At 65.8% G+C, this 4,925-nt stretch carries 5 protein-coding genes and 1 pseudogene; 4 read left to right on the plus strand and 2 right to left on the minus strand.

Annotation, left to right across the window (positions count from 1 at the left end; genetic code table 11):
* The 4 genes and pseudogenes from PGX04_RS05265 to PGX04_RS05280 all read left to right on the plus strand — a co-directional run.
* Positions 1–167: pseudogene (locus PGX04_RS05265) on the plus strand (2-succinylbenzoate-CoA ligase); the annotation flags it as partial.
* A gap of 272 nt (positions 168–439) precedes the next feature.
* Positions 440–2,029, plus strand: coding sequence for a BCCT family transporter (locus tag PGX04_RS05270; RefSeq protein WP_273737542.1), 1,590 nt, complete (start codon positions 440–442; stop codon positions 2,027–2,029).
* Between the two features lie 53 nt (positions 2,030–2,082).
* A complete protein-coding gene (locus PGX04_RS05275; protein ID WP_273737543.1) occupies positions 2,083–2,901 on the plus strand; it encodes an NRDE family protein in 819 nt (272 codons plus the stop codon).
* A 72-nt stretch (positions 2,902–2,973) separates the two neighbouring features.
* Complete coding sequence (locus tag PGX04_RS05280) at positions 2,974–3,324, plus strand: helix-turn-helix transcriptional regulator (RefSeq protein WP_180841169.1); 351 nt, start codon at positions 2,974–2,976, stop codon at positions 3,322–3,324.
* A gap of 85 nt (positions 3,325–3,409) precedes the next feature.
* On the opposite strand, the gene PGX04_RS05285 is transcribed toward PGX04_RS05280, so the two are convergent.
* The gene (locus PGX04_RS05285; RefSeq protein WP_273737544.1) at positions 3,410–3,823 is read right to left on the minus strand and encodes a DUF8048 family protein; all 414 of its coding nucleotides are present in this window, start codon (positions 3,821–3,823) and stop codon (positions 3,410–3,412) included.
* 124 nt (positions 3,824–3,947) lie between these two features.
* Positions 3,948–4,925 (minus strand): amidase family protein (locus tag PGX04_RS05290; RefSeq protein WP_273737545.1); only part of this gene is annotated, 978 nt, incomplete at its 5' end.

Here is a 4,925-nt window from a genome sequence, read left to right on the forward strand (position 1 = left end):
AGCAGTCGCTGCTCGCTCACTGCGCCGATCGCCTCGCCGGGTTCAAGCGACCGAAGACGATCGGATTCGCCGACGGGCTTCCCCGGACGGCGTCGGGAACCGTCGACCGTGACGCGGTTCGGGATCGGCTGCTCGAGGACGGCATCGACGCGGCCGAATCGCCGTGATCCGGCGGTGACCGTCGTCGGGCGACGCCCGACTGCCTGAGGGCCGGAGTCCCGCTCCATTTCCGCCGAGGAGGGCGGTATCGAGACGGCACAGTCGAGTGTGGTAACGGCTCTGGAGACGGTCTCGATACAAAGAGTATATCAGTATTTAGCTGCGGATTCGGGACACATCTGATGGTAGCTCACGAAACTGTGAGTAGTGACATCACGCGGTCGAATATCACGCGGTCAAGCAACTGTGGTATTGACGGCGCTCTCGGGGGTGTCGACTGATGAATGCGGGGAAACTTCTCGGTCTCGAGGACGCGTCGCGGGCGGAGCGGGCCCTCTTCTTCGTGACGATGGGCGTCATGCTCTCGCTCGGCGGGTTCGGCTTTCTCCGGCCGTCGCTGCTGAGCAGCGTTCTCACCGGTGCGAAGGGGCGGATACTCACCTACTTCGGCTGGTGGTTTACCCTCCTCGGGTTCGTTCTACTCATCGCCGTCTTCGCCTTCACGGCCTCGCGATACGGTCGGCTCCGTATCGGCGGTCCCGACACCGAACCGGAGTTCGGCCTCTTTTCGTGGCTGTCGATGGTGTTCACCGTCGGATTCGGTGCCTCGGTTCTCATCTGGGGCGTCGCGGAACCGGTATCGATCGTCCAGCATCCGCCGCCGGATCCCGCCCCCGTTCAGGGTGCATCCGCCGAGTCGATGGCACTGGCGTTCATGTTCATTCACGAGGTGTTTCCGGGGCTGGCGATGTGGTATCTCCCCGTCGCGATCGCCTTCGGGATCGTGGTCTACACGGACGGCGTCGGCGACTACAAGATCAGCTCCATGCTCACCGGCATCGTCGACGAAGACCGCATCCCCGGGCTCTACTGGCTGGTCGATCTGGCGGCGCTCATCGCCACGATCGGCGGTATCTCGACGACGCTCGGCTTCAGCGCACAGACGATGTCCGCGATCCTCGGCGGCGTGTTCGGACTCGATGCGACGGTCCTGACCTACGCGGTGTTCGCGCTGATCGGCGCCGTCTTTCTCGCCGACGTCTGGCTCGGCCTTCGGAAAGGAATCCGCAACGCGGCTCGAGCGACGGTGGTGCTCATCGGCGTCGCGATGGCCCTGCTCGTCGTGGTCGGACCGACGCTCTACATGCTCGAGTTAAGTCTGGACGCGACGGGCGTCTGGCTCAGCGACATGTTCCGGCTGACGCTGTACACCGCGCCGGGAGCCGAGGGCAACTGGGCGGCCAACTGGACCGGCTTCTGGTGGGCCTGGTGGGCCGCCTGGAGTATCTTCGTCGGCAGTTTCGTCGCCCGCGTCTCGAAAGGGCGGACCATCCGGGAGATGTTCGCCGTGCTCGTCGTCGTCCCGACGGTCTTCACGTGGATCCAGCACGGCCTCATCGGCGGCTGGGTGCTCGCGCCGGGGTACCAGGAACCGGTCGCCGAAGCGATGGCCTCGGCGGGCAATCCCGCAGCCGTCGCGAAAGCGCTCGAGATCACGCCGTTCGGCACGGTGCTCGCGGTGCTGTTCGTCCTCATCATCGCCGGCTACATCATCACGTCGCTCGACTCGGCGGTGTTCATGATCTCGGCAATCACGCTGGGCGACGAGAACCCGAACCCGCGAAACCGCGCGTGGTGGGGCGCACTGCTCGCGCTCTTCGGGATGATGTCGCTCCGACTCGAGGAGTTCAGCGCCATCGAGTCGCTCTCGGTGACGATGGCGCTCCCGTTCTCGCTGTTCCTGTTGCTCGTCCTGTATGGAAGTTACGTCGTCGCCCGGGACTACGTCCGGGACGACGAGAGGGACCGACTGGGTCCCCAGACGGTCCGCCAGCAGCGAACTACCCGCAGCGTGACTGACGACGATTAACCGAGCGCCCCATCGGACTCGAAGTTAAGACGCTGGCGTCCCTACGCCGACTCGTGTGTACGCTCACGCTCGCCTGGCAGGTCTTCGACGACGCGCCGGTCGCGGTCGCCGCGAACCGTGACGAGGCGCTCGAGCGCGAGGCGCTGCCGCCCGCCGTTTACAGTGAGGAACCGCTGGCCATCGCACCGAGTGACGCCGAGGCCGGCGGCACGTGGATCGGCTACAACGAGTACGGCGTCTTCGTCGGCATCACGAACAAGTGGACCGACACCGATCTCGCCGGCCAGCGCTCTCGAGGATTGCTCGTCGCCGACGTGCTCGAGGCTCGCTCCGCCGCTGACGCGAAATCGATCGTCGAGGCGGCGGCCGACGCCGACGAGTACAACGGCTTCTACCTCGTCGTGGCCGACGCGTCGGACGCGTACTGTTACGAGTGGGACGGCACGCTCTCCCTGACCGAGTTCGAGCCGGGGATTCACGTCGTCGTCAACGTCGCCGTCGACGACGCGGTCGACGTCCCGTCGGTTCGACCAGCTGCGGGCCGGGAGCAGGCGGCGAACGCGAACGCAGTACGAGAGGCGCTCGCGGCCGAGTCCGAAGAGACCGTTACGGACTGGCTGGAGCGGGCGAGCGACGTCCTCGGCGACCACGAGTACGGCGTCTGTATCCACCGAAACGGGTTCGGGACGCGATCGTCGTCGCTGATCGCGCTCGGTCCGGAGACGACGCGATACGCCTTCGCACCGGGGCCGCCGTGTCGAACGAGCTACGACGACGTATCCGTCAGAGCCGGCGACGGTGCGCCCGAGCCAGAACACGTGGGCCACGAGACTGATGAGGACTCTGCACTCGAAGGGGAAGGGCACATTTAAGCGGCTCGCTCCATCTCGTATGGATATGGACGCACTCCTGCCTGTAGCGACGCACACGGCGAGGTGGTCACCGTGAGCGTTACCGCGGCCGAAGCCGAACTCTCCGAGGACGAACGGGCCGGGCTCGAGCTCGTCCGCGAGTCCGGCGGCATCCACCAGAGCGACTTCTGGAAGGAACTGGACGTCTCCTCGCGCAAAGGCAGCCGAATCGTCGAGTCGCTCGTCGAGAAGGAGCTCGTCGACCGCGAGGAGACCGTCTACGACGGTCACAACACCTACTACGTCTCACCGACCGCTCGAGACCTCGATTTCACCCTCCTGATGGCCGGCGACATGCTCTCGCCCTTTATCGGCGAGGAGGAGGTCGACCCCAACAGCGACGCCTTCTCGCAGTGGATCATGAACCTCGCGTACGAAGAGTAACCCACTCGCCGTACGGGAGTCACTGTCCTCGAGAACGGGTGATCGCTTCACAATCCTCTTTTCGCCGGTATCGCTCCGACGAGCGCTACTCGTACGGATCGAACCGCTCGATGAGAACGAACGGGTCGCGTTCGCGGTTGTAGTACGGGACGTCGCCGTCGAGCGCTTCGATGAGTCGTCGGTGGACTTCGCGTGCGGCTCGACCCTCGTCGGGCGCCAAGTGATGTTGCCCGCGCATGTCCGTCCAGAACCCGCCGTCGAGCCAGAGCAGGGTCTCGGCGTTCGACTGGTAGACGACCTCGCCCTGTTCGGTGAGGCCGTCGATCGCGAGCTGGCGGCCGGAGAGCTGTGCGCGTGCGAGGACGGCGATGAGCTGGCGGCGAGAGACGGGAGCGTGTAACGCGACATCGTCGATCGTCTCGCCGAAATACTCCTCGACGAGGTCGCACGCTCTCGAGAATTCGTCGAATTCGACTTCCTGATCCTGTGAGAGTTTCATGAGAGTCTCCTGAAGTGATCGTTCGGTATGGTCCTAGTTGACAGATCTGTATAAAAATGTATCCGTCGGCGACGGTCGATAGCGGTCGACGAGGGCGAGGGGACGAGCGGTCGTCGCGCCCCGTTCAGGCGAGCGCGCTCGCGGCGCGGATCAACCGCTCCTCGCCGAACGCGGGACCGATGAGTTGGAGCCCGACGGGGAGGCCGTCGGTCTCGCCCGCCGGAACCGATATCGCGGGCAGGTCGGCGAGGTTCACGGGAACGGTGTTCGCGTCGGCGAGATACAACTGGAGGGGGTCGTCCAGACTCTCGCCGAGTTCGAACGGCGGCACCGGCATCGTGGGACTCGCGAGCACGTCGGCCGCCGAGAGGGCCTCGTCGAAGTCCTGTTTGACCCACGCGCGAGCGTCCTGGGCCTTCTTGTAGTACTTGTCGTGGTAGCCCGCCGAGAGCGCGTAGGTGCCCAGCAAGATCCGGCGCTTGACCTCGTCGCCGAACCCTTCCTCACGGGCTTTCGCGAACGCCTCGTTCCAGTTGCCGTCGTAGCCGCCCGAACGGCCGTAGCGGACGCCGTCGAAGCGCGCGAGGTTCGACGACGCCTCGGACATCGCGATCACGTAGTAGGCTTCGACGGCGTGTTCGACCGAGGGAAGGCTGACCTCGTGGTACTCCGCGCCGCGGTCCTCGAGCTCTCCCAGCGCGTCCCAGAACGTCTCGACGACGCCCTCGTCGGCCCCCTCGAGCAGCTCCGTCGGAACGCCGATCCGGAGACCGTCGACATCACCGGTCGCGGCGTCGGCGTAGCGCGAGTCGGTTCCTTCGGCACGAGTCTCGCGGGCGCTGCCCGCTCGGCTATCCGAGGCGCCACGCGCCTCGCGAGTCGTGGCATCTCGCTCGTCGCTCCCGGCGATCACGTCGAGCAACCCCGCGGCGTCCTCGACGGTCTCGCCGAAGGGACCGATCTGCTCTAAGCTGTTGCCGTAGGCGACGAGGCCGTATCGGGAGACCAGCCCGTACGTCGGCTTGATACCGACGACGCCGCAGAATGCGGCCGGACAGCGGACCGAGCCGCCGGTGTCGGAGCCGAGCGCGAGGTCGGCCTC

It is taken from the genome of Natrinema soli (assembly GCF_028618695.1).